The 23,746-nt window shown below is 61.2% G+C and carries 22 protein-coding genes; 15 read left to right on the top strand and 7 right to left on the bottom strand.

Features of this window, described 5'->3' with window-relative positions:
* Positions 1 to 118 precede the first annotated feature (118 nt).
* The 5 genes from ACFVHU_RS05210 to ACFVHU_RS05190 form a co-directional block, all read right to left on the bottom strand.
* Positions 119 to 736 (bottom strand): TetR/AcrR family transcriptional regulator, encoded by a 618-nt coding sequence (locus ACFVHU_RS05210; RefSeq protein ID WP_105656933.1) that lies wholly within the window; start codon positions 734 to 736, stop codon positions 119 to 121.
* A 32-nt stretch (positions 737 to 768) separates the two neighbouring features.
* Positions 769 to 2,088, bottom strand: coding sequence for a phenylacetate--CoA ligase family protein (locus ACFVHU_RS05205; RefSeq protein ID WP_388022845.1), 1,320 nt, complete (start codon positions 2,086 to 2,088; stop codon positions 769 to 771).
* A gap of 32 nt (positions 2,089 to 2,120) precedes the next feature.
* A complete protein-coding gene (locus ACFVHU_RS05200) occupies positions 2,121 to 2,567 on the bottom strand; it encodes a hotdog fold thioesterase (RefSeq protein WP_105656931.1) in 447 nt (148 codons plus the stop codon).
* Between the two features lie 116 nt (positions 2,568 to 2,683).
* Complete coding sequence (locus ACFVHU_RS05195; RefSeq protein ID WP_388022842.1) at positions 2,684 to 3,697, bottom strand: GNAT family N-acetyltransferase; 1,014 nt, start codon at positions 3,695 to 3,697, stop codon at positions 2,684 to 2,686.
* A 20-nt stretch (positions 3,698 to 3,717) separates the two neighbouring features.
* Entirely contained in the window at positions 3,718 to 5,871 is a 2,154-nt protein-coding gene (locus tag ACFVHU_RS05190) for a S9 family peptidase (RefSeq protein WP_388022840.1), read from the bottom strand.
* 202 nt (positions 5,872 to 6,073) lie between these two features.
* On the opposite strand from ACFVHU_RS05190, the gene ACFVHU_RS05185 reads away from it, so the two are divergent.
* The 9 genes from ACFVHU_RS05185 (at position 6,074) to ACFVHU_RS05145 (ending at position 13,710) form a co-directional block, all read left to right on the top strand.
* On the top strand, positions 6,074 to 7,540 hold the full coding sequence (locus ACFVHU_RS05185) for an amino acid ABC transporter substrate-binding protein/permease (protein WP_388022837.1): 1,467 nt from the start codon (positions 6,074 to 6,076) through the stop codon (positions 7,538 to 7,540).
* Positions 7,537 to 8,292, top strand: coding sequence for an amino acid ABC transporter ATP-binding protein (locus tag ACFVHU_RS05180; RefSeq protein WP_105656927.1), 756 nt, complete (start codon positions 7,537 to 7,539; stop codon positions 8,290 to 8,292). Before ACFVHU_RS05185 ends, ACFVHU_RS05180 begins: the two co-directional genes overlap by 4 nt.
* 195 nt (positions 8,293 to 8,487) lie before the next feature.
* Positions 8,488 to 8,937 (top strand): DoxX family protein, encoded by a 450-nt coding sequence (locus tag ACFVHU_RS05175; protein ID WP_332489071.1) that lies wholly within the window; start codon positions 8,488 to 8,490, stop codon positions 8,935 to 8,937.
* Between the two features lie 141 nt (positions 8,938 to 9,078).
* Entirely contained in the window at positions 9,079 to 10,065 is a 987-nt protein-coding gene (paaA, locus tag ACFVHU_RS05170) for a 1,2-phenylacetyl-CoA epoxidase subunit PaaA (protein ID WP_388022833.1), read from the top strand.
* A 1-nt stretch (position 10,066) separates the two neighbouring features.
* Positions 10,067 to 10,357: a 1,2-phenylacetyl-CoA epoxidase subunit PaaB gene (gene paaB, locus ACFVHU_RS05165; RefSeq protein ID WP_105656924.1), complete on the top strand. Its 291-nt coding sequence runs from the start codon at positions 10,067 to 10,069 to the stop codon at positions 10,355 to 10,357.
* A complete protein-coding gene (paaC, locus tag ACFVHU_RS05160) occupies positions 10,354 to 11,214 on the top strand; it encodes a 1,2-phenylacetyl-CoA epoxidase subunit PaaC (RefSeq protein WP_388022829.1) in 861 nt (286 codons plus the stop codon). Before paaB ends, paaC begins: the two co-directional genes overlap by 4 nt.
* Positions 11,215 to 11,251: 37 nt before the next feature.
* Positions 11,252 to 11,749: a 1,2-phenylacetyl-CoA epoxidase subunit PaaD gene (gene paaD, locus ACFVHU_RS05155; RefSeq protein ID WP_332489069.1), complete on the top strand. Its 498-nt coding sequence runs from the start codon at positions 11,252 to 11,254 to the stop codon at positions 11,747 to 11,749.
* Complete coding sequence (paaE, locus tag ACFVHU_RS05150; protein ID WP_105656922.1) at positions 11,746 to 12,906, top strand: 1,2-phenylacetyl-CoA epoxidase subunit PaaE; 1,161 nt, start codon at positions 11,746 to 11,748, stop codon at positions 12,904 to 12,906. The genes paaD and paaE overlap by 4 nt, the downstream gene beginning before the upstream one ends.
* An 18-nt stretch (positions 12,907 to 12,924) precedes the next feature.
* Complete coding sequence (locus ACFVHU_RS05145; protein ID WP_388022825.1) at positions 12,925 to 13,710, top strand: enoyl-CoA hydratase/isomerase family protein; 786 nt, start codon at positions 12,925 to 12,927, stop codon at positions 13,708 to 13,710.
* Positions 13,711 to 13,786: 76 nt separating this feature from the next.
* Here the strand turns inward: ACFVHU_RS05145 and ACFVHU_RS05140 are convergent, their stop codons facing one another.
* Positions 13,787 to 14,239 carry an Lrp/AsnC family transcriptional regulator gene (locus tag ACFVHU_RS05140; RefSeq protein WP_013349765.1) on the bottom strand — a complete coding sequence of 151 codons (453 nt, stop codon included), beginning with the start codon at positions 14,237 to 14,239 and terminating at the stop codon, positions 13,787 to 13,789.
* A 226-nt stretch (positions 14,240 to 14,465) separates the two neighbouring features.
* On the opposite strand from ACFVHU_RS05140, the gene pdhA reads away from it, so the two are divergent.
* The 4 genes from pdhA (at position 14,466) to ACFVHU_RS05120 (ending at position 19,383) form a co-directional block, all read left to right on the top strand.
* Positions 14,466 to 15,629, top strand: a complete 1,164-nt coding sequence (pdhA, locus tag ACFVHU_RS05135) for a pyruvate dehydrogenase (acetyl-transferring) E1 component subunit alpha (RefSeq protein ID WP_105656919.1) — start codon at positions 14,466 to 14,468, stop codon at positions 15,627 to 15,629.
* Position 15,630: 1 nt separating this feature from the next.
* Positions 15,631 to 16,713 carry an alpha-ketoacid dehydrogenase subunit beta gene (locus ACFVHU_RS05130; RefSeq protein ID WP_105656918.1) on the top strand — a complete coding sequence of 361 codons (1,083 nt, stop codon included), beginning with the start codon at positions 15,631 to 15,633 and terminating at the stop codon, positions 16,711 to 16,713.
* Entirely contained in the window at positions 16,714 to 18,123 is a 1,410-nt protein-coding gene (locus tag ACFVHU_RS05125) for a dihydrolipoamide acetyltransferase family protein (RefSeq protein WP_388022821.1), read from the top strand.
* Positions 18,124 to 18,357: 234 nt separating this feature from the next.
* Positions 18,358 to 19,383 (top strand): hypothetical protein, encoded by a 1,026-nt coding sequence (locus ACFVHU_RS05120; RefSeq protein ID WP_388022819.1) that lies wholly within the window; start codon positions 18,358 to 18,360, stop codon positions 19,381 to 19,383.
* Positions 19,384 to 19,408: 25 nt separating this feature from the next.
* Here ACFVHU_RS05120 and ACFVHU_RS05115 read toward each other — a convergent pair whose 3' ends face one another.
* Positions 19,409 to 20,272: a phosphatase PAP2 family protein gene (locus ACFVHU_RS05115; protein ID WP_105656915.1), complete on the bottom strand. Its 864-nt coding sequence runs from the start codon at positions 20,270 to 20,272 to the stop codon at positions 19,409 to 19,411.
* An 80-nt stretch (positions 20,273 to 20,352) separates the two neighbouring features.
* On the opposite strand from ACFVHU_RS05115, the gene ACFVHU_RS05110 reads away from it, so the two are divergent.
* Complete coding sequence (locus ACFVHU_RS05110) at positions 20,353 to 21,348, top strand: o-succinylbenzoate synthase (RefSeq protein WP_332489063.1); 996 nt, start codon at positions 20,353 to 20,355, stop codon at positions 21,346 to 21,348.
* 125 nt (positions 21,349 to 21,473) lie between these two features.
* Positions 21,474 to 23,597 (top strand): PhoX family protein, encoded by a 2,124-nt coding sequence (locus ACFVHU_RS05105; protein WP_388022814.1) that lies wholly within the window; start codon positions 21,474 to 21,476, stop codon positions 23,595 to 23,597.
* Positions 23,598 to 23,746 lie beyond the last annotated feature (149 nt).

The following is a 23,746-nucleotide window of genomic DNA, read 5'->3' as shown; positions in this document are numbered from 1 at the left end:
TGAGGACGGCAAGATTACAAGGTTGGCTGCGCCACATTGCAGCGGACGCCCAGCCCGGTTAGCGACGTCGGCTCCCGGCTGGAAGGCGGGAGCCGATATGGGGAGCCCGGACTTGGAATCAGGCGCCGCCGGTATGCAGGCCGTTGAAGAGCAGCGAAACAGCCTGGTCCTCCAACTCGGGTCCGTCGATCGGCCCGTCAGCGCGGTACCAGTCCACCACTGAGTTGATCAAGCCGAAAAGCAGCCTGGCGGTGGCCCGAGGTTCCAAGTCGGCACGCAACTTGCCATCCGACTGCGCGGCAGTCACCAATTCTGCCAGCTGGCGGTCCATTGCGCGGCGGCGTTCCAGCGCCTGGCGTTCCAGATCAGTGTTGCCACGCAGACGCAACAACAAGGTCACGTAGGAACGCTTAGCCAGCAGGATCCTGAAGGTTGCGCGCAGGAAGAATTCCAGACGCTCATCCGCGGTGCCCTCATGCGAGCGGACCTCGGCGATCACCGCCTCCAGGGGAATCAGCGCCTCATCCAACGCTAGGCGCAGCAGGTCCTCTTTCGACGGGACATGGTGGTAAATCGCGGATTTGCTGATACCCAGTCGGTCGGCGAGCTTGCCCATGGAGGTCGCGTCGTAGCCGTATTCGTTGAATGCCTCGACAGCAATGCGCAAAACGGTTTCTTGATCGTAACCAGGGCGGCCACGCTTGGCCGGACGGTTGGCAGTATCGGTAGTTTCCATGATTAGTTGATTATCCCATGTCCCGGCGGAGGCTAGTTAGCGCGCATGTCGTAGATGCGCTTGAGCTTGCCCATGGAGCGTTCCAGGGATTCCGGTTCGACAACGTCGATGGCGCAGGAAGAACCGACATGGATCTTGATCAGCTTGGCCAGTTCCTTGGCGCCGTTGGTGGCATCTTCGATGGACGCCTCGCCGCGGCGCTCCACCTTCACCGCCAGCTGGTCCATGCGATCCGGACGGGTCAGGATCAGCTGGAAGTGCGGCGACAGGGTCGGCACCTTCAGGATCAATTCCTCGATCTGGCTTGGGAACAGGTTCACGCCGCGCAGGATGATCATGTCATCGCTGCGTCCGGTGATGCGGCCCATGCGGCGGTGGCCCGGTCGGCTGGTGCCAGGCATCAGGCGGGTCAAATCGTGGGTGCGGTAGCGGATGATCGGCAGGGCCTGCTTGGTCAGCGAGGTGAAGACCAATTCACCGTGCTCGCCATCGGGCAGCACCTTGGTTTCGTCGAAGGCATCAATGATTTCCGGGCGGAAGTGGTCTTCCCAGATGTGGCTGCCATCCTTGCGTTCTCCGGATTCGCCGGCCACCCCGGGGCCCATGACCTCGGAGAGGCCGTAGATGTCGCAGGCGGTGATGTTGAACATCTCTTCCAGCTCGTGGCGCATCTCTTCGGTCCATGGTTCGGCACCGAGGACGGCCACCTTCAGCGAGGTGGACCGCGGATCAAGGCCCTTGCGCTGCATGGCATCGCCAATGGTCAACAGGTAGGTCGGCGTGCACAGGATCGCATCAGGCTCGAAGTCCTGGATCAGCGAGATCTGCTTGTCGGTCTGGCCTCCGGACATGGGGATGACCGTCGCTCCGAGGTGCTCGGCGGCGGCATGCGCACCCAGGCCGCCGGTGAACAGGCCGTAGCCGTAGGCGTTGTGGACCTTCCAGCCTGGCTTGACTCCGGCCAGGCGCAGGCAGCGGGCGCCGAGCTTGGCCCAGTCCTCCAGGTCCTTCTTGGTGTAGCCAACCACGGTGGGCTGGCCAGTGGTACCCGAGGAGGCATGGATGCGGGCGACTTCATGCTGCGGGACGGCGAACATGCCGAAAGGGTAGTTCTTGCGCAGATCTTCCTTGTCGGTGAAGGGGAACTTGGCGAGGTCGCTCAGTTCCTTCAGGTCATCAGGGTGCACGCCAACGGCATCGTACTTTGCCTTGTAGTACGGCACGTTGTTGTAGGCATGGTGCAGAGTTTCCTTCAAGCGGGTCAGCTGGATCGCTTCGATCTGCTCACGGCTCATGGTTTCTTCTGGATCAAGCGGATTCGGAAGGCTGTCGCGGTCGGTGTTCTGGGACATGCTGAAACTTTCGTGTCGAGTGGGCAGGGTGCTTAGCGGTTCTTCGGTTTCGGGACGGTGCGCGATCGTCCGCGGAACTCTGCGACGGTTTCAATTGAGCCGTCGGCCGCTGGCTGGGTCACCTTGATGTCGTAGATCCCGCTGCGGCCTTGCTGCGAGACACGGTTGCCGGTGGCAGTCAGCACTCGTCCGGGAATGGCTGGCTTGAGGAAGTTGACGTCGGCGCCGGAGGCTACCGTGATGGTCTCGTCGGAGCCTGCCTGCGGATTGCAGCTCAGTGCGAACGCAGTGTCGGCCAGAGCGAAGATCATTCCGCCGTGGCCAATGCCGAAGCCGTTGAGCATTTCCTGCCGGAGCGCCATGGTGATGACTGCGTGGCCGTCGGAGACCTCGACGACTTCGATTCCCATCCACTGGGTGGCGTAGTCATTGCGGAGAATGGCGTGCGGGACCGAATTCTCTAGCTGTGTTTCGCTCATCATCTTCCTTCGCCGAATTATTTACCGAACGATCATTAGGTAATAACATTATGTGAGCTAAGTCAAGTTATGCGGCCATATCGGCGGTACTGTTTCAGCGATGAAGCGCAGCGGATTCAGGCGGTGAAAATTCGTTGATGGACGTCAAGGATGAAAGGTTCCTTGATCCGGTTGTAGTCCATGACCAGGCCGTTCTCGCCGTCGCTTGCAGCCAATGCGCGGGCGGCTTCCCGCTTTACCGCGGCGTATGCCAAACGGTCGGCTTCATGGTGTTTCAGATGCTCGCGGAAAATCACGAGCCGCAGATACTCGGGGCTTCCTGCGCTGAAGACATGGATATTGGCCTCGGGGAGCCGCGAACCGGCAGCGGGCTTGAGCATGCGGTGGCCATACCAGCCAGGTTCACGATGCCAAAGAAGCATGCCGCTGGATTCCAGCGCCGGAACGTAGGACGCTTCCTGATCCGCGTCGGGGACCAGCAAGACGATGTCGATGATCGGCTTGGCGGGCAGGTCCGGAACGGATGTCGAGCCGGTGTGTTCAATGGCCAACGCGGTGGCCCCCAGGACACTGGCGATTCGATGGTGCAGGCGGTGGAAGTCCCTGGCCCATTGCTTCGATGGCTCGGCAATCTCTATGAGGCCGCGCATCAGCTCTCCACCCACGGCCTCGTATTCCGGATCTTCATCTGGCTGGTCGGTGAGCAGCGGGTAGAAGGGCAAGGTGCACAGGTACCGCCGGGCATCCGGCCAGCGCGGGTCGGCAGAAGACTGCGAAACAACGCAACCCAGCGAGCGGTAAAAACCCACCGCATCCTCTGCAGTGGTGGCCCAAACGTTCTTCTCATGGCAGTCGCGCAGCTCAGCGAGCAGCCTCGAGCCCAGCCCCCGGCCCTGGTGGGATGTTTCCACGGCCAGGTATTCAACGCACACCGCGTATTTGCCGCTGTGCCGGTAGGCGGCCAGTGCCGCAATATCGCCCGCGGCAGTGGCGATGGAAAGCACCTCAAGGCCTTCGCATTCATCGAGCAGCGCTTCGAGCGCCTGCTCGTTGGCAGGTTCGGCGGCCAGCACCAGCAAGCGGCGAATCGCAGGGTCGTTGCGGTAGTCGCTGATCTTGATGTGGTGCATGGCCGCCGTTCCTTTGCTACTTAGATTTCGTCGGTGCATCCCAGGGCGTCCAAGGCGAAGGCGTAGTCCCACGCGCGGGCCTTCCAGGACTCGTAACGTCCCGAAGCGCCGCCGTGACCGCCATCCATTTCGGTCTTCAGCACAATCGGGGCCTGTCCGGTACCGACTTCCCGCAGCTTGGCAACCCATTTGGCTGGCTCCACATACAGTACACGGGTGTCATTGAGCGAGGTGACCGCCGCGATCTTCGGGTAATCCTGTGCTGTGACGTTTTCGTAGGGAGTGTAGGACTTCATGTAGTCGTAGACCTCCTTGCTCTCGATCGGGTTGCCCCATTCTTCCCATTCCAGTGCCGAGAGCGGAAGCTCTGGATCCAGGATGGAGGTCAAGGCATCGACGAACGGCACCTGGGCGATGATCGCGGTATACAGCTGCGGAGCCATGTTCGCGACAGCGCCCATCAGCAGTCCGCCGGCCGAACCGCCCAGGGCGGCGATGCGCTGCGGATCGGCCCACCCGGAATCGAGCAGGTACTGTGTGGAATCAATGAAGTCGGTGAAGGTGTTCTTCTTGTGCAGCTTCTTGCCCTGCAGGTACCAGTTGCGGCCCAGCTCGCCGCCGCCGCGCACGTGGGCAATGACAAAGACCACTCCGCGATCCAGCACGCTCAAGCGAGGGATGCCGAAACCAGGATCCATGGAGGCCTCGTAGGAACCGTAGCCGTAGATCAGCACCGGCTGGGGAACCGAGGTATCCAGGTCGGCACGGCGCATGATGGTCAAGGGGATCTTGGCGCCATCGGCCGCGGTGGCCCACTCGCGGGTGGACAGGTACTTGGCAGGATCGAAGTTGTTCACCTGGGTCTGCTTGCGCAGCACCAGCGACTGGTTCTTGAGCCACAGGTCGTATACGCGGGCCGGGGTGAAGTCTGCGGTGTAGCCGATGCGGATCAACGGAGCATCCAGCTCGGCAAAGGTCGCCGAGGCAGTGAACAGCTCATCATCGAAATCCGGTTCAATGGCCGGCTGCTGGGCTTTGGTGCCCAATCCGTCCAAGGCGATCAGCTGCACGCGCTCGCAGGTATCTCGGCGCACCGAGAGCACCACGTGCGAACCGGTCAGCGCGGTGCCTTCGATCTTGACCGTGTCCTCGTGGGCCACCACGGTCTGCCAGTGCGCCGGGTCGGCGTTTTCGCCCAGCTGGTCCAGGGATGCCAGCGACACCATGTTGTTCGGTGCCTGGTGGTCGTGGGTGATCAAGGCCTGGCCGGCGCCCGGCATCAGGTCGATTCCGTGCAGCAGGCGCAAGGAGCGCGGCACCAGCAAGGTCACGGCAGCCGAAGGCTCGGCCAGATCCAGCATGCTGGTTTCAGCGTATTCGGAGTTGCCGCTGGAGATCATCAGGGTGTTGCGGTCCGGGCTCAGATCGAAGCCGAGCCACATGCCAGGATCATTTTCCTCGAAAATGATCTTGTCCTGCGTTGGGAGGGTCCCCAGCAGGTGAGCGCGAATCTGGTGTGGCCGCCAGGTTTCGTCAACCACCGTGTAGAAGACAGTTGAAGAATCGGGGGAGAAGGCCAGGCCGTAGAACACTCCTTCAATGGTGTCGCTCAGCAGCAGGCCGGTGTCCAGGTCCTTGATGAAAAGGGTGAATCGCTCATCGCCCGCATTATCGACACAGTAGGCAAGCAAGTTGCCTGCTTCATTCAACGCCATGCCGCCGAGCGAGAAGAACGGCTGCCCTTCGGCTAAGGCGTTGCCATCAAGCAGCACCTCTTCGGCAGGCAATGCAGTTTCCGCGTCGATGACCGGGGGAGTCCAGTCGGCAACAAGGTCCCCGGTGTCCGATGCCTTGACGCGGCACTGGATGGTGTAGGGCTTGCCTTCGGCCGAACGGGTGAAGTACCACCAGCCGCGGCGGCGCACTGGAACCGACAAGTCGGTTTCAACGGTGCGTGCCTTGATCTCGCTGAACAAGGCATCGCGCAGCGGCTGCTGGCTAGCGGTAATGGTGTCGGTGTACTCGTTTTCTGCGGTCAGATGCGCGATGACATCCGGGTTGGCTTTCTCCCGCAGCCACTCGTAGTTGTCGATGAAGTCATCGCCGTGGAAGCTGCGGGTGGTGGGCAGCTTTGCGGCACGCGGTGCATTGGCGGTCAACGATTCTGGAGTCATACCCCTATTCAATCCCACTGCCGTGCTATGCGGGTGCAGCTATGCTCAGCGCGGACAGAACAGCGGTTTCAAACCGATAACGATGCAAGTGCAGGCGAGTCGCGGGGTACCGGCTAGGCTTTATAAGTCCTAGGCTTGCAGGCAGAACGTATCATCTGCACCTTGGGCCATTCGCCCTTCAGTACGAGAAAGCGATACATCAGTGGAAAAGAAAAGAACAGCTGCCCCCACAGGGCGCCTGGCCCGATGGATAGCCGCGGCTGCCATCGGTTTGATGGCCTTGGTCGTCGGGGCACCCTCGGCCGTGGCCCAAGGCAGTGAAAGCGTCGAGGGCCAGACCTACGTCATCGGCACGGATACGACTTTCGCGCCCTTCGAGTTCCGCCAGAACGGCGAACTGACCGGTATCGACATGGATCTTCTGCGCGCCATTGCCGAAGACCAGGGTTTTGAAGTCGAGATCAGGTCCCTGGGCTTCAACGCCGCTTTGGCCGCCCTTTCCTCCAACCAGGTGGATGGCGTGATCGCCGGCATGTCGATTACCGACGAGCGCAAGGAGATCTACGACTTCTCCGAGCCGTACTTCGAGTCCGGCGTGCAGATGGCTGTCGCTGCCGGCAATGACGAGATCACCGGTTACGAGGACTTGGAAGGCAAGACCGTTGTCGCCAAGACCGGCGCCGAGGGCGAAAGCTATGCAAAGTCCATCGCCGAGGAATACGGCTTCCAGGTCAAGTCCTTGGACCAGTCGGCCACCATGTACGAATCGGTCAAGGCCGGTTCTGCCGTTGCCGTCTTCGACGACTACCCGGTGCTGGCCTACGGCATTGCCCAGGGCAATGGCCTGAAGACCGTCACCGACAAGGTCCCGGGCGGTTCCTATGGCTTCGCCGTGAACAAGGGCGAGAACACCGCGCTGCTGGCAGCGTTCAACGACGGCTTGGCCGAGCTGAAGGCCAACGGCGAGTACCAGCAGATTCTGGACTCCTACCTTGCCGACCCGACCGCAGCGGCGCCAAGCAACTTCTTCGACCTGCTGGTCAAGTCCATTCCCGCATTGATGACCGGTCTGTGGCACACCCTGCTGGTGACCGCGATTTCCTTCGCCATTGCCATGGCATTGGGCCTGGTCTTCGGCTTCATGAAGATCTCCGGGAACATCGTGCTGCGCGGCATCGCCACGACCTTCGTGAACATCTTCCGCGGCACCCCGTTGCTGCTCTGGGCCTTCATGTTCTACTTCGGCCTGCCGCAGCTGACCGGCTGGGAGATCAGCGTCTGGACCGCAGGCGTGCTGACGCTGTCGCTGAACGCCGGTGCCTATGTCGCCGAAATCGTTCGCGGCGGTATCCAGTCGGTGGATCCAGGGCAACTTGAAGCATCCCGTTCGCTGGGCCTGGGCTATGGCAAGTCGATGCAGAAGGTCGTGATCCCGCAGGCTTTCAAGATGATGACCCCGTCGCTGATCAACCAGTTGATCATCAGCCTGAAGGACTCCTCGTTGCTGCTGGCTATCGGCTTCACCGAGCTGCTCTACCAGGGCCAGCAGATCTACGCGGCGAACTTCCGTGTCACTGAGACCCTGCTGATCGTGGGCATTATCTACTTCATCGCCATTATGGCGCTGACCAAATTGGCAAATTATGCCGATCGGAGGTTCAACAAGTGAGCACCGTAACCGAGCAAAGCTCCAACGTGAAGATCCAGGTCAAGGACTTGCACAAGTCCTTTGGCTCCAACAATGTCCTCAAGGGCATCGACATGGATGTCCGCGAAGGCGAAGTGGTGTGCGTGATCGGCCCTTCGGGGTCCGGCAAGTCCACCTTGCTGCGTTGCCTGAACAAGCTTGAGGACATTACCTCGGGCAAGGTGGTTGTCGATGGCTTTGATGTCACCGACCCCAAGGTGGACATCAATGAGGTGCGCCGCCATGTAGGCATGGTGTTCCAGCACTTCAACCTGTTCCCGCATATGAGCGTGGCAGAGAACATCATGCTGGCGCCGGTCGAGCTCAAGAAGATGAGCAAGGCGGAAGGCCGGGAGCGCGCACTTGAGCTGCTGGAACGCGTGGGCTTGCGCGAGAAGGCCAACGCCCGTCCGGCCTCGCTCTCTGGCGGCCAGAAGCAGCGTGTGGCCATCGCCCGCGCGCTTGCCATGGCCCCGGGCATCATGCTCTTCGATGAGGCTACCAGCGCTCTTGACCCGGAGATGGTCGGCGAAGTGCTGCAGGTTATCAAGGAGCTGGCCGACACCGGCATGACCATGGTTCTGGTGACCCACGAGATGGGCTTTGCACGCGAAGTCGCTGACCGCGTGGTCTTCATGGCTGATGGTGTTGTCTGCGAGCAGGGTGCGCCCGAACAGCTGTTCGGCAACCCGCAGCAGGCGCGTACCCAGGACTTCTTGTCCAAGGTTCTCTGAGCCGTACCGCCAAGCCAGCGGAAAACCGTGCTGTCCACGACCAGATGAAACTGGTTGCGGGCAGCACGGTTTTTTCGTGACGAAGCTTACGGGACAAAAACCTTCATATGCTTGAAGGTTCAACTTATTCCCTTGTAGGGTTGGAGCAGTAGCCACACGGGATCTTCCCGTGCCCCAATCCCTAGGAGTTAAAATATGTCCGCTCTGGAAAACAACCCGGGTCTGCAGACCGCTGCGCGTACCCTGCTTCGCTTGGCCTTCGGCTTCCTCTTCCTGGCTCATGGCTGGCAGAAGTACTTCCAGTTCACCATCGAGGGCACCACTGCGGCCTTTGGCCAGATGGGCGTTCCTGCTGCCGGCTTGATTGCTCCAGTGGCGGCAACCCTGGAGATCGCCGGCGGCGCCGCGATCATCCTTGGCCTGCTGACCCGCGTCTTCGCTGGCCTGCTGGGCCTGCAGATGATTGCCGCCCTGTTCATGGTTCATGCCTCAGGTGGCGTGTTCGTGGAAAATGGCGGCTTCGAGCTTGTCCTGGCACTGGCTGCCGGCGCGCTGGCACTGCTCTTGACTGGCCCAGGCCGCATCTCGCTTGATGCGCTGATATTCAAGGGCAAGAACTCGGAAAAGGCGCTGGCTAACGCCTAATCCCCAGCTTCAAGGAAACCCCGGGAATTCTTTCCCGGGGTTTTGTTGTGCCTGGAGGGGGTTGGTGTTGACGTGATCGAGCGCACTCTGACATACTGAACGAACGGTCAGTATGTAATTTGTTTTCGATGAGGTGAACCCATGGCCCCGACCACACCGCAGGAGCCGGGACTGAGTGCCGTCCCGAGCTACGAAGAAGAGCAGTCCCAAGCGCGTTTCGACGCCTTGATCGATCAGGACTCCCGCGTCGAGCCACGCGACTGGATGCCTGAGAAGTACCGCAAGACCCTCAGCCGCCAGATCTCCCAGCACGCGCACTCCGAAATCATCGGCATGCAGCCTGAGGCCAACTGGATCACCCGCGCTCCCTCGCTGAAGCGCAAGTCCATTCTGATGGCCAAGGTGCAGGATGAAGCCGGGCACGGGCTCTACCTCTACTCGGCTGCCGAGACCCTGGGCACCACCCGCGACGAGTACAACGAGCAGCTGCTCTCCGGCAAGGCCAAGTACTCCTCGATCTTCAACTACCCTGCACGCACCTGGGCGGATATGGGTGCTATCGGCTGGCTGGTCGATGGTGCGGCCATCGCCAACCAGGTTCCGCTGTGCCGCGCCTCCTACGGCCCCTACGGCCGTGCGATGGTGCGCGTGTGCAAGGAAGAATCCTTCCACCAGCGCCAGGGCTTCGAAATCCTGCTCTCGCTCTCCCGCGGCACCGAGGTGCAGAAGAAGATGGCCCAGGACGCCATCAACCGCTTCTACGAGCCCTCGCTGATGATGTTCGGTCCGCCAGATGACCAGTCGCCGAACTCCCAGCAGTCCATGGCCTGGAAGATCAAGCGTTTCTCCAATGACGAACTGCGCCAGCGCTTCGTTGGCATGATCGCCGAGCAGGTCAAGGTCCTGGGCCTGACCCTGCCGGATCCCCAGCTGCACTTCGATGAAGAAAAGAAGCAGTGGATCCACAAGGATTTGAACTGGGATGAATTCATGGCAGTGATCAAGGGCAATGGCCCGGCCAACGCGCAGCGGCTGGAACGCCGCCGTGAAGCGCACCGCGAAGGTGCCTGGGTCCGAGAAGCCGCCGCAGCATACGCAGCAAAACAAGCACGAAGTGAGGTCGCCTAGCATGAGCCAACAGAGCAATTGGCCCCTGTGGGAAGTATTCGTCCGTTCGTCCCGGGGACTCTCGCACGTCCACGCCGGATCCCTGCATGCACCGGATCAGCAGATGGCACTGCGCAACGCCCGCGATCTGTACACCCGCCGCAATGAAGGCGTCTCGCTATGGGTCGTAAAGTCCTCGGACATCATCAGCTCCGACCCCGGTGAAAAGGATTCCTTCTTCGAATCCCCGCAGGGCAAGGACTACCGCCACGCGACCTATTACAAGGCCAGCGAGGGAGTGAAGCACCTGTGAAGCACGAAGAACTCGACGAAGCGCTCGATAGCTTCGGCGACGCGCTGGCCTCGGCCACCCGCGTCACCCCGGGCAATGCCCTGCGTCCGGAGGACATCGCCGTGGACGGCGTCAAGCCAAGCGAAGAGGTTGCGCGCTACGCGCTGACCCTGGGCGACGATGCCCTGATCCTGGCGCAGCGCATGTCGCACTGGATTTCCCGGGCTCCGGAACTGGAAGAAGATGTTGCCCTGGGCAATATCGCCCTGGATATCCTGGGCCACGCCCGCTCGTTCCTGACCTACGCCGGACTGGCCTGGGACAAGACCGAAGACGAATTGGCCTACTGGCGCGAGGAAGAAGAATTCACTTCGCTGTGGATTGTCGAACAGCCTAACGGCCACTTCGGCGTGACCATCATCCGCCAGCTGATCGTTTCGATCTTCCAGAACCTGCTCTACAAGCAGCTGGCGCAGTCCAAGGACGAAACCCTGGCCGCCATCTCGGCCAAGGCAGTCAAGGAAGTCGACTACCACCGCGACCACGCCATCCAGTGGACCATCCGCCTGGGCCTGGGGACCGAGGAATCAGCGTCCAGGATGCGCCATGCCCTGGAAATCCTCTGGCCGTACGTCGATGAGATGTTCCGCGATGAGGAAGTCCACCAGGACCTTGCGGGCATCGCCGCGCTGCCCTCCACCCTGCGCGGTGCATGGGATGAAGAAATCACTGCGGTACTGGCCGACGCCGGACTGGAGATTCCTGCAACCGGACAGGCCATGGCCTACGGACGCCGCGGCGAGCATTCGGAGCACCTGGGCTACCTGCTGGCAGAGATGCAAGTTCTCGCCCGCAAGCATCCCGGTGCCAGCTGGTAACTACGCAACATTTTTGCCCGAAAAGGGGGAAGCAGTCTTGAGCAAGACGATCGCTGGCGCCAAGGACCTGTTCGCTATCGCCTCCCAGGTGACCGACCCGGAAATTCCGGTGCTATCCATCGCGGACCTGGGAATCCTGCGCGAGGTGGACATGGCCGAGGACGGAACCGTGCAGGTAGTCATCACCCCGACCTATTCAGGTTGCCCGGCGATGGATGCCATCAATGGCGACCTGTACACCGCTTTCGCAGACGCCGGATATGAAAAGGTTGACGTCAAGCTGGTACTGAGCCCGGCGTGGTCAACGGACTGGATGACCGCGGAAGGCAAGGCCAAGCTTGAAGAGTACGGGATTGCCCCACCGACCGGCCAGGGCCACGCAGGCCGCGTCACCCTGGGCATGAGCGTGAAATGCCCGCGGTGCCACTCGCTGAACACCCGGGAGTTGGCCCGCTTCGCCTCGACTTCCTGCAAGGCGCTCTACACCTGCAAAGACTGCTTGGAACCCTTCGACTACTTCAAGGTGCTCTCATGACCGAAAAAACCACTCCCACCCGACGCCGGGCATCCTTCCATCGGCTCACCGTCTCGAACGTGCGCCGGTTGACCAAGGACTCAATTGAAGTCAGCTTCGCCATCCCTGGCGACTTGAGCGAGGAATACGACTACGTCGCAGGCCAGTACGTGGCGTTGCGCAAGGAAATCCCCAACGCCGAAGGCGAGCTGGTCGAACTGCGCCGTTCGTACTCGATCTGCGCCGCCCCGACGGGCGACGAGATCAAGGTGGCGATCAAGCGCGACCTGGGCGGCCTGTTCTCCACCTGGGCCAACGAGTCCCTGGCCGCAGGGGACCAGATCGATGTGATGAGCCCTGCCGGCGCTTTCATCTCCAAGCACAAGCTCACCCAGATCAATAACCCGTCGACCATCGACACCAAAGCGCAGGACCGTTTCGTGGCCGTCGCCGCCGGCTCGGGCATTACCCCGGTGCTGGCCATTGCCCGCACGATCCTCGAAGCCAATGAGCACACCCGCTTCGACCTGATCTACGCGAACAAGGCCGCCATGGACGTCATGTTCCTGGAGGAACTGGCCGACCTGAAGGACCGCTACACATCCCGGCTGGCACTGCACCACGTGCTCAGCCGCGAACAGCGCATTTCGCCGTTGCTTTCGGGCCGCATCGACGCCGAGAAGCTCACCACGCTGCTGACCAGCGTGGTCCAGGCACCGAATGTTGACGAGTGGTTCCTTTGCGGCCCATTCGAGCTCGTCCAGTTGGTCCGCGACCAGCTGGCCAGCTTGGACGTTCCCGCCGAGAAGGTCCGTTTCGAGCTATTCACCACCGGCGAGCCGACGAAGCCGCAAGGGCATATCGGCCGTCCCGTGGTGGCGGACGAGAATGAGGAAAGCTACGAGATCAGCTTCAACCTCGACGGCCTGAAGGGCGAGGTCAAGTCGCCGGTGCGGGCCAACGAAACCGTGCTGAACGCTGCCTTGCGCGTGCGTCCGGATGTGCCGTTCGCTTGCGCTGGCGGCGTGTGCGGCACCTGCCGTGCCAAGGTCACCTGCGGTACGGTCACCATGGCCGAGAACTACGCGCTGGAACCCGACGAAGTCGAAGCCGGCTACGTACTGACCTGCCAGTCGCACCCAACCAGCGAAAAGCTGAGCGTCGACTTCGACGCCTAGAAAGGCCAGGACGGATCCATGATCGAACTGACGATTGAAGATTCCATCGCGCGGGTGGTGCTCAACGCTCCACAGAAGATGAACTCGCTGGATGAAGCTGCCTTGGCGCAGCTCTCGGAAGCCTATGACAAAGCGGCCGCCGCCGTGGCTGCGGGCACCGTGCGCGCGCTGGTACTGACCGGCGAGGGACGCGGATTCTGCGCAGGTCGCGACATCTCCGGGGTAGATCCTGCGGACGATGACGTGATCGGCTATCTTGACGGCAAGGTCCAGCCGCTGCTGGAAAAGATGTCCAGCTTCCCTGCGCCAACCTTCGCGCTGGTGCAGGGTGCCTGCCTGGGCGTGGGATTGGGGCTGGCGATCGCTACCGACGTAGTCTACGTGGCAGAGAACGCCAAGATCGGCTCGCCGTTCGCGAACCTCGGTGCCACCTTGGACTCGGGCGGGCACTGGCTGTTCACCGAGCGTCTCGGGGCACACCGCACGCTGGATCTGATCTACACCGCCGAACTGATCTCCGGTGCTGAAGCGGTGCGTTCGGGATTGTTCTCGCGTGCGTTCGCGCCCGGGGAACTGGTGGAGCGCAGCGAAGAAATCATTGCCAAGGTAGCCCAGGGTGCAACTCAGGCATTCATCGCTTCCAAGCAGCTGGTCAAGGAAATCCGTGACCAGCGTGCGGGACTGTGGGAATCGATGCGTACCGAGAACCGGGCGCAGGCAGCCCTGTGCAACACCGCTGACTACGCCGAAGGTTTCAAGTCCTTCCAGGAGAAGCGCAAGCCGGTGTTCACCGGCCAGAAGTAGTTTCCCAGCAGACACGAGAAGAGCACCTGGAAATGGTATCCAGGTGCTCTTCTCGTATCTTCTGGTGAATCACTGCCTATCGGGTGTCGGTGTCTTCGAAGATCAGCAGGGTCTGCGTATCCAGGACCGTTGGCAAAGACTGCAATTGCTCGAAGACCACGCGGCGCAGATCCAGATTGTCCTTGGCTCGCACCAGCAGGATCACATCGAAATTGCCTCCGACCAGGCCCACATGATGCACCTCGGGAATGGACGCCAAGTGATCGCGCAGTTCGCGCCAGGAATGCTGGCGGAGTTTCAAGGTCACGTAGGCGCTGGCCTTGAGTCCTGCCTTCACCGGATCAATCACCGCCGTATAACGAGTGATCACCCCGGCATCTTGGAGCTTTGCGATACGGGAATAGGCGTGGGCACGCGATACATGCACCTTTTGTGCCACGGTGGTGACCGACTGGCGCCCGTCGCTGGTTAGCTCAGCGAGGATCGCATGGTCGACATCATCGAGTTTTAACTCCGCTTCCGCGGCCATTGGTACTCCTTGTTGACGTGTCGGACGTCTCTGTTCCAAACACAATCTATCGAAACTTTTCGTCTACGAGTATAAGGATACCAATCACAACTTTCCACGATTCCACGCCGGACTGGATACAGAATGCCACGCATACCCATAATTGATTGCAAATGATGCTTAGGTGAAGTGAGTCACAAGCAGTTGTGCTCATGGACCGAGCCAGAACCACGAAAGGTGGGAGAACATGAGCACTGAAGCGCATGCAGATCGCATCTCTGATGTCAGCAAGAAATTCGGGATTACCCCCGAAGACTACATGCTGCCAGCACGCCACATGATCAACCTGTTGAACCCGGACGGAACCCTGCGCCCAGAGGACCAGCAGGGCACTGAACCTGGCCACGAGTACCCGCTGCCAAGCCCGGCCCGGCTGCTGGAAGCCTATGCGGCTCTGGTCACCGGCCGCCGCGTCAACGACCAGAACTCCGCACTGGTCCGCCAGGGCCGCATGGCTGTCTACCCCTCCAGCCACGGGCAGGAAGCCTGCCAAATCGCAGCAGCCCTGTGCCTGGGCGAGAACGACTGGCTTTTCCCAACCTACCGCGACACGGTAGCGGTGCTGACCAAGGGCGTAGCCCCGATGGAAGTCATGACCAGCTTCCGCGGCGAATGGCACTGCGGCTATGACCCGAAGGCGTATAACTGCGCACCGATGTCCACCCCGCTCACGACCCAGCTGCTGCACGCAGTGGGTGTCGCCCACGCTGCCAAGCTGCGCGGCGAAGACACCGTAGTGGTGGCCATGTGCGGCGATGGCGCCACCAGCGAGGGCGACTTCCACGAAGCGCTGAACTTCGCCGCGGTCTTCAACCTTCCGGTGATCTTCTTCGTGCAAAACAACAAGTACGCCATCTCGGTTCCGCTCTCGCAGCAAAGTGCCGCCCCGTCCCTGGCCCACAAGGCTGTTGGCTACGGCATGGCCGGCGAGCGCGTGGATGGCAATGACCTGATGGCCTTGATGGCAATCATGACCCGTGCGGTGCGCATGGCCCGCGAAGGCAATGGCCCGCTGCTGATCGAGGCCCACACCTACCGCATGCAGGCGCACACCAACGCAGATGACGACAAGCGCTACCGCGAGGACTCCGAAGTCCAGGAATGGATCGCCAAGGATCCGGTGACCCGCATGAAGGCGTACCTGGACGATGCCGGGCTCTTGACCGATAGCACCGTCGCCAAGATCACCGCAGACGCCGAGTCGGTCGCCAAGACCCTGCGTGATGGCATGAACCAGGAAGCCAACACCGATCCACGTGAGCTGTTCGAGCACGTGTACTCGGCCAAGACCCCGCAGCTGGCTGAACAGCAAGCCATGCTCGTCGACGAACTAGACCGTGAGGAGGCCTAGGATGACTGCCACTACTTCGCGCTTGAACCCGAACGTCAGCGCTGCCACCGCACGAGCCGCAGCCAAGGCCGCCAATGAGCACCAGCCGGTGACCTTCGGCAAGGCGCTGAATACCGCCCTGGCTGATTCGCTGGTTGCCGACAACTCGGTAGTGATCTTCGGCGAGGATGTGGGAACCCTTGGCGGCGTTTTCCGCATCACCGATGGGCTGACCGCACGCTTTGGTTCCGAACGCTGCTTTGACACCCCGCTGGCCGAATCCGGCATTGTCGGCATGGCCGTGGGCATGGCCATCAACGGCATGCGCCCGGTTATCGAGATGCAGTTCGATGCATTCGCCTACCCGGCGTTCGAGCAGATCGCTTCGCATGTCGCCAAGATGCGCAACCGAACCCAGGGCAAGCTGAACCTGCCGATGGTCATCCGCATTCCGTACGCCGGCGGCGTGGGCGGCGTGGAGCACCACTGCGATTCCTCGGAAGCCTACTACGCCCACACTCCAGGGCTGAAGGTCTTCACGCCCTCGTGCGTAGAGGATGCCTACCTGATGCTGCGCGAAGCCATCGATTCGGATGATCCGGTGGTCTTCTTCGAGCCGAAGAAGCTGTACTGGTCCAAGGAGCAGGTGGACTTGGCGCAGCTGGCCGAGCAGTACGAGGCCAAGAAGAGCGCTAGGACCGAGGGCCAGGCGCGCATCGCCCGTCCGGGCAGCGATGCCACGCTGATTACCTATGGTCCAAGCGTTTCCACCGCATTGGAAGCTGCCAAGTTGGCAGCCGAGGAAGGCATCAGCCTGGAAGTTCTCGACATCCGGAGCATTGTGCCCTTCGATGACGAGACCGTCTGCGCATCGGTGCGCAAGACCGGACGCGCTATCGTGGTTGCCGAAGCCCAGGGCTTCGCCTCGGTAGCCAGTGAAATCGTGGCCCGGGTGCAGGAGCGCTGCTTCCACTCGTTGGCCGCTCCAGTGCTTCGCGTGACCGGATTCGACATTCCATACCCGGCCCCAACGCTGGAAAAGTTCCATCTTCCAAGCGCCGAACGCATTCTCGACGCGGTTGACCAGCTTCAGTGGGAGGCGTAAATGAGCATCAAGACTTTTCTCTTGCCAGACCTTGGCGAAGGCCTGACCGAAGCCGAGCTGGTGCGCTGGATGGTTGCCGCCGGTGACGTTGTCGCAGTTGACCAGCCCATAGCGGAGGTGGAAACCGCGAAGTCGCTGGTGGAGATCCCTTGCCCGTTTGAAGGCGTAGTCTCGACCCTGCATGGGGACGCCGGCCAGATGATGCTGGTGGATGAGCCTTTCATCTCCGTGAACACCGGCGGCGAAGAAGCTGAAGTGCCTGAAGCCGAACGTGCGCAGTCCTACCGCGAGGAAGAGCGTGCTGGCACCCAGGTACCTGCCGAAGAATCAGCAGAAGCCGATGAGGGTAGCGGCAACGTGCTCATTGGCTACGGCACTTCCTCTGCCCAGCGCAAGACCAGCCGTCGGCGCAAGCCGCGCGGCGGGGTAGCCGCGCCAGCGGCACAGGCACCGGCCGAAGCGGCCCGCGTGATCAACCCGCTGGTACGCAAACTGGCGCGGGATAACGCCTTGGATATCAGAACGGTTCGAGGCTCTGGTCCAGAGGGGCTGATTCTGCGCACCGACGTGGAAGCCGCCTTGTCGGCTGATGCGGGGCTGCCTGCAGCTGCGGCGGCCGCTGCCCCGGCAGCACCGACCCCGGCTTCCGCAGCCGCGGTGCCCGCTGCACCAGCCCAGGCTGGCGAGGCGGATTCGAAGACCGGCCTGCCGGTCGCATCTTCCCAGGTGCTCTCGGGCGTGCGCAAGACCATCGCCACCGCGATGAGCACTTCGCGCCGCGAGATCCCCGAGGCTACCGTGTGGGTGGATGTCGATGTCACCAAGCTGCTGAAGCTGCGATCGAAGATCAAGGAAGCCGAAGGCCAAGCTCCAAGCGTCATGGCACTGATCTCCCGTTTCGCGGTGGCCGGCTTGCGGCGCTTCCCTGAACTGAACAGCCGCATTGAGGCTGAAGCTGATGGGGGCTTGCGCCATACCCTCTTCGAGGGCGTGAACCTCGGGTTCGCAGCCCAGACCGATCGCGGCCTGGTTGTGCCAAATGTGCGCAACGCCCACAAGCTGAACGCCAAGGAACTGTCAGCCGAGTTCGCTCGACTGGCTACGGTGGCCCGCGAGGGCAAGGCCGGTGTCGCCGACCTGTCCGGCAGCACCTTCACCATCAATAACTACGGCGTGTTCAATGTTGATGGCTCCGCGGCCATCATCAACTACCCGGAAGCGGCCATTCTGGGGCTGGGGCGCATCATCGAGAAGCCGTGGGTGGTCAATGGCAAGATCAAGGTCCGATCCATCTGCGAGATGACACTGAGCTTTGACCACCGGGTCTGCGATGGCGGAACCGCTGCCGGCTTCATGCGCTATGTTGCCGACGCGATGACGGATCCAAAGACTGCGCTGGCTTCGCTCTAGCGCCTACTGTGCGCAGTGCTCGCTCTCAAGAGTGATCTTGATGCCCGTCGAACCTCACGAGGATTGACGGGCATCACCCTTTTTGCTGATATTTCATCTATGTTCGATCATTTATCAGCATGTCAAATATAGGTTGCTAGAATTGAACCAATTATTATTTCTATGATGGAAATATGTTGGGTTGCTTTCCAGCCGCTTATGACGCGGGCTAGGCAGCAGGAACAGGGGATTGAGATGTCAACAGCGGGGACCGGAATCAAGAACCGGCCATTCATCTACCTGCTGCTCCTGCTACCGACGGCCATTGTGCTGGGCGCCTACGCCCTGCTCGCCGGCAAACTGCCGGAAATGACCGCCACTCACTGGAGTTCGACCTATCCGGACGAGTTTACCCGCACCGCGGTGTTTGTTCCCGTCTGCATCGGGCTATGCATTCTTGGTGCCATCACCGGAGTGATTTCCTTGGCGCTGCGCCGCAAACCGGCACTGCTCATGGTGCTGCTCTTCGCCGGCGGGTTGCTCTCCTGGAGTGCAGCTGGCGTATTCGTCGGCTCGGCGGTGCCTACAGCGCTCGCCGAGACATCTGAAACCGCAGTGCTGGGCGGCATGATGGCTGTGCTGATTGCCTGCTCGCTGCTGGGCATTGCGCCACTGTGGGTCAGCGGCATCTACCAGCAATACACCAGGCAATCCGTTGAGGCCCGCCAGGCACGAAGTGATGCAGCGCAGGGCATCCAGCGGCCTGTTGCGGCGGGGACACCAGTCATGGCACGGCAAGAATTCAATCAAACGATGGCAGCACCGTGGTGGATGTGGCTGCTATGCCTGGTGGTGTTCGCGGCGCTTTTCATTGCTGTTGCGTTGCCGCTGCTGACCGGTGACAGCCAAGATGGCGACTGGGTGGGCTTCATCGTTGCCATGACCCTGTCGGCCGTGGCGTGCGTGTCGATTCTGGGTTTGATCTGGATTCGGGTATCGATCAGCGGTGATCGCTTCCGGGTATCATCAGCGGTCTTGGGGTTCCCGATGCGAACCATCAAAATCGACGAAATTGAATCTGCGACCAGCGAAAAGATCGTTCCCATGATGTGGGGAGGCTGGGGCTGGCGAATCATTCCAGGCGGTTCGGCCATCGTGATGAAAGAACACGAAGGCCTCGTTTTCGAACTCAAGAACAAGAAGCGTTTCGCCGTGACCATCCCGGAATCGCAGCAAGCCGCAGACCTGCTCAATGCCCGTATGGCCTGCGGGAAACAGTAGCGAATAACGTTTCTGGGCCTGCGCCCTACTTATTGAAGGTGCGCATGGGCCCGATAACCACCGAGCGCAGCACCAAGCCGGATACCAGCGAAGCGGCCACGACATGGATGATCCCCAATGCCGCGTAGACCAATTGCAGGAACTCCGGGATCTTCTGGATATGCGGGTGCGGCAGGAGGAACGAGAGCCCGATTACCGCAGCCCAGACAACCAGGCTGCCGGCCCCAACTTTCCTCGACCAGGTGCCCTTTGGCAGTTCATGGCTCAGCGGCTGGATGCGCTGGAGCACGACCGAGGCCAAGACCATCCAGAATCCGGCCACCACGAAACCAGCTGCAATGTCACTTGGACGGTGCCAACCGCAGATCAAAGTGGCCACCCCGGTCACCGTCGCGAACAACCACGCGATCGGCTGGACTACCGGACGCAGTTTCGGTGGTGAAACCAGGTACATCAGTCCCATTGCGGCGGCAGCGGCGGTGGTGTGTCCTGAGGGAAAAGAATTTCCTGTGGTGCCGAAGTTGAAATCCGGGCGGGACAAGATCTCGTGCTTGAGCAATTGCGTGCTGCCCGCTGCGGCTGCGGCCGCGATGACCGCCACGATGGCCCGCAGGAAGCGCCGGTCTCGAATCACGCGATACAGCAGGAAAACTGCCGCAATGATGCCGCAGATTGCCGGCAAGAGATTCAGGAATTCACGGATCGGATTAATCAGGTCCGTCCGGGGCCACCATTGCGACCACGCTATGAATCCAGCCTGATCGGCCCATTGCCCCACACGCTGCTGGACGAAAAATACGTATTCGAGGCAGAACAGCGAAATCAGCAACAGCAGAGCCCACCACCACCTGATATGGTGCGGGCGCGCGGATGCTGGATTGCGAGGCATATCTCTAGGGTGTCATATCCGGCACGGGGAACGGCACAGTTCAGGCATGTAACTATGCCCACCCTCGATAGGCTTAGAGCATGAGTGTTGAACTTCCGCCCCTTGAAGATCTGCTGGCAAATTCCCATGTTGTCCGGTTGCCGATGCGTGTGAAATTCCGTGGTGTCACCCAGCGTGAAGCGCTGCTGATCAACGGGCCGGAAGGTTGGGGCGAGTTCTCCGCATTTACCGAGTACGGACCGGCCGAAGCCTCACGGTGGCTAGCCGCCGGAATCGAGGCCGCTTACCAGCCGTTCCCGGAACCGTTGCGCACCAGCATTCCGGTCAACGCCACCTTGCCTGCAGTTGCGGTAAAAGATGTCGGAGCGGTTCTCGAACGCTATGACGCGCCGCACACCATCAAGATCAAAGTGGCAGAAAAAGGCCAGGGGATCGAGCAGGACCTGGCGCGTGTAGCTGAGGCCCGTCGGCTCTACCCGCAAGCAGCGCTGCGCGTGGACGCGAATATGGGATGGGATATTGCCCAGGCGGTCCCGGCCTTGAAGGCCCTGAGCGAGTACGACCTGCAATACGCGGAGCAACCAGTGCCTGGCATTACCGGGCTGGCAGAAGTCCGCGAGCAACTGCGCAACGCCGGCAACCCCTTGAAGATCGCCGCTGATGAAGCGGTGCGGAAGCACACCGACCCCTTGGAAGTCTCGCGGTTGGGCGCAGCAGATCTGATGGTCATCAAGGCCCAACCGCTGGGCGGCATCGGTGCGGTGCTGCAAATTGCCAAGCAAGCCGAACTGGATGTTGTCGTGTCCAGCGCCCTGGATACTTCGGTAGGGCTGGCCCAAGCCGCCGCCTTAGCCAGCGCGCTGCCAGAACTGCCCTATGCCTGCGGCCTTGCGACGGGCACCTTGTTCGCCGAAGACGTATGTGCCGAGCCGTTGCTGGCCACCGCTGGGTACTTGCCGGTGCGTCGCATTGAGCCGGATCACCAGAAATTGGATGGCTTGCGTCCGCAAGAGGCGCGCGTGCGCTGGTGGCTGCAACGCCTGGAGTCCTGTTATGCCGAGCTGACTAGGGGATAACCCCAGGCAAGAATCTATTTCCCCGGCGTTAACCTTTGCGTTGCATTTAGAACACTTCCAAGTGAAAACCTCAGTTCGAGTCATTCCCCTGACAATGAGCCACATACTGAGGAAGTGAGCGGATCATGAATCCAACCCGTACCCTTTTGCCAATGCTGGGCCACACCCGCGGCGGTCGTTCTGCAGCTACTTGCCACTTCAAGTGCGCCGACGCCTGCACCAAGCCAGATTGCAACACTTCGTCCAACGGCTACTTCAAGGACATTGCCGACAAATCGCTCTCCCGCCGCAGCATGCTGGGCCTGGGAGCCGTCGGTGCTTCAGCGCTGGTCATCGGCCCGCAGCTTTTCGGTGCAGCCGACGCTACCGCGGCACCACTGGTGCCAATGAAGCCGGGTAAGGGCGGGCACCTTTCATTCGATGCCATTGAGCCGGTGTCGCGTTCGGTGGATACTGTTTCCGTTCCCGAGGGCTATGACTGGAATGCCATCATCCGCTGGGGCGACCCGCTCTTCAAGAACACCGCGGAATTCGATGCTTCCAAGCAGTCCGCCCGCAAGCAGGCTGAGCAGTTCGGCTACAACTGCGACTACCTGGACATCATTGTCGACAAGTACTCGGGACGCACCGGCGTGCTGGTTGCCAACCACGAATACACCAATGAAGACATGATGTTCGACTCGGCTTGGTTCGAAGCGAACCAGGAAGAAGCCCGCAAGATCGCGATGAACGCGCATGGCTTCTCCGTGGTCGAGGTCAAGCGCAAGAAGAATGACAAGAAGTGGAGCTACGTGCAGGGCGGCGAACGCAACCGCCGCATCACCGCCAGTACTGAATTCCGGGTCGATGGCCCAGCCGCAGGCAGCGACCTGCTCAAGACCGCCGCAGATCCAACCGGTACCAAGGTTCTTGGCACCTTGAACAACTGCGCCGGAGGCACCACCCCATGGGGCACCGTACTCTCCGGTGAAGAAAACTTCGACCAGTATTTCCGCGGCAAGGGCACCGCCGAGGAATCCCGCTACGGCATTGGCACCGCCGCGACCGGCCGTGGCTGGGAAGAAAGCGACCCGCGCTTCGGCCTGCACAACGAAGGCTTCGAAAACGAAGCCAACCGTTTCGGCTGGGTAGTCGAAATCGATCCGCAGGACCCTTCGTCCACCCCGGTCAAGCACACCAACCTGGGCCGTTTCAAGCACGAGGGCGCCAACGTTCGCATTGCCAAGAACGGCAAGGTTGTTGCCTACTCCGGCGATGACTCGCGCTTCGAGTACCTGTACAAGTTCGTCTCGAAAAACACTTTCTCCAAGCACGATCGCAAGCACAATATGGGCTTGCTCTCCGAAGGCGACCTGTACGTTGCCAAGTTCGCCGGCAACTCTCCAGCAAGCGAGATCGACGGCAGCGGCGCAGTTCCGTCTGATGGTGCTTTCGACGGCATGGGAACCTGGCTGCCACTGGTGAAGAACGGCGAATCCAAGGTGGAGGGCATGGGCGTCGACGAGGTGCTGGTCTACACCCGCCAAGCAGCTGACAAGGTCGGCGCCACCAAGCTGGACCGTCCCGAAGACGTTGAGCCGAGCCCGGTATCCGGCAAGGTCTACGTGGCACTGACCAACAACACCGACCGCGGCAAGGACGGCAAGGAAGGCGCAACCGAGGTCAGCCCACGGGTACGCAACCGCGACGGCCACGTTCTGGAAATCACTGAAGCCGGCAACGACGCCACCGCCGCGAAGTTCACCTGGAACATCTTGCTGGTTGCCGGCGATCCAAATGTGAACGGATCGACCTACTTCTCCGGCTACCCAACGGACAAGGTCTCGCCGATTTCCTGCCCGGATAACCTGGCATTCGATTCCAAGGGCAACCTGTGGATCTCCACCGACGGCGCCCCTGGCACCATCGGCTACTCCGATGCACTGCACAAGGTCACCCTGACCGGCAAGGATCGCGGCCGTGTCGAGCAGTTCCTGGCCGTGCCAACCGGCGCAGAGACCTGCGGCCCGCTGATCCATGACAAGGACAACTCGGTCTTCGTCGCGGTGCAGCACCCGGGTGAAGGCGGCAGTTTTGCCAGCCCTACCTCGCTGTTCCCGGACTTCGTGAAGAACGCAGGAGGAGCCGGCAAGGGCGAGTTCTACGGCCCGCGCCCATCGGTCGTCCAGGTCTTCAAGCAAGATGCGAAGCCGGGCAAGGGCAACGGCAAGGGCAAGGGACACGACAAAGGCAAGGGTCACGACAAATAAGTCGGATTAGCCTGCAGTGCAAGGGCGTCGGCAGGATCCTCTCCGGGATCCGGCCGGCGCCCTTTGCCGTTCCAAGTCGGTTGACCGGCACGTCAAGGCATAGACTTGGATCATTGCCTTCAGCTTTGGAATCTAAGGAGTCATGCGGC

The organism is Glutamicibacter sp. NPDC127525, from assembly GCF_042672105.1.
Lineage (GTDB): Bacteria > Actinomycetota > Actinomycetes > Actinomycetales > Micrococcaceae > Glutamicibacter.
This window is presented reverse-complemented; position numbering and strand designations above follow the sequence as displayed.